The following is a 1,207-nucleotide window of genomic DNA, read 5'->3' as shown; positions in this document are numbered from 1 at the left end:
CGACGTCGCGGCGGCGGCCGGGCAGGGCGAGGACGACCAGGACGACGGCGAGCAGGCCCTGTGCCCACAGCCAGGCGGTGTGGGCGAGCGGTGTGTCGTAGGTGACGTCGAGCCTGCCGCCCTGCGCGGGGAGCCGGAAGCCCTGGGCCCAGTCGTCGACCGTGGTGCCGTCGAAGGACTCGGCGGTCGCGCCCTTGGCGCCGATCACCTTGTCCAGCGCCTGCTGGTAGTTGCCGTTCTCGTCCTCGGCGCGGGCCGCGGCGTGCCGCCGCTGCCACCGGGCCGTGTCGTCCTGGGCGGCCGTGACCGGGGCGGTGCCCGCCTCGTCGTCGGCGAGCCGTGCCGCCTCGGAAAGCGCCTCGCGGAGCACCGCCATGTCCTTGTCGAAGTCGTAGTAGTGGGCGTCGTACGTCTGCCCGGCCACCGTGACGGTGTCCGCGCCGCGCGCCACCAGGCTCAGGTTCTCGTTGCCGCGCGCCTTCAGGGCGGCGATCCGGGCCTCGTGCAGCACGTTGAGCGACCGGATGCCGTGCGCGTAGGAGCCGTCGAGCCCCGAGCGGGCGACCGCGTGGCCCACGACCAGCCACAGCAGGGCGATCGTGGTCGCGGCGGTGGCGGCGGCCAGGCCGCGGTTGAGGATCCGGTTGGTGCGCCGGTACACGCGGTGCTGGGCCCAGCCGAGCGCGGCCAGGGCGAGCACGCCGAGCGCGATCGCCGCCCACGGGTACGGTGTCGCGTCGCCGTAGTCGGCGTCCAGCCGGCGGTTCTCCGTGGTGTAGAGCGCCTGTGCCGCCGGGAGCATGTGCTTTTGCATCTTCTCGTCGGCGTACCGCAGATAGGCGCCGCCCACCGGGTAGCCCTGCCGGTTGTAGGTCCGGGCCCGCTCGACGAGGCCCTTGTACTCGGGCAGCAGCCGGTTCAGCCGGGCGACGGTCGCCTCGGCGGCGGAGCCGGGTTGGGCGTTGGCGGCGGCGGTGACGAGCCCGGCGGCGGCCTCCCGGATGTCCTTCTCGTACTGGTTCCGGGACTTGGCGTCCTCCTGCCCGCCGGCCAGGAACGCGCCGGCCGCGGCGGTGTTGGCGTCGGCCAGCGAGCGGTAGATGCCGGCCGCGCCGTAGCTGAGCGGCTGGCTGCGGCGCAGCACGTCGTCGGCGGCGGCCGCGCGGGCGCTGGTCTGCCAGGCGGTGACCGCGCCGAACCCCAGTAC

At 74.8% G+C, this 1,207-nt stretch carries 1 protein-coding gene; it reads right to left on the bottom strand.

Annotated features, from left to right (window positions below):
- Positions 1 to 1,207 (bottom strand): hypothetical protein (locus H5J33_RS35845; RefSeq protein WP_258565631.1); only part of this gene is annotated, 1,207 nt, incomplete at both ends.

It is taken from the genome of Streptomyces sp. WELS2 (genome assembly GCF_013870595.1).
Lineage (GTDB): Bacteria > Actinomycetota > Actinomycetes > Streptomycetales > Streptomycetaceae > Streptomyces.
This window is presented reverse-complemented; position numbering and strand designations above follow the sequence as displayed.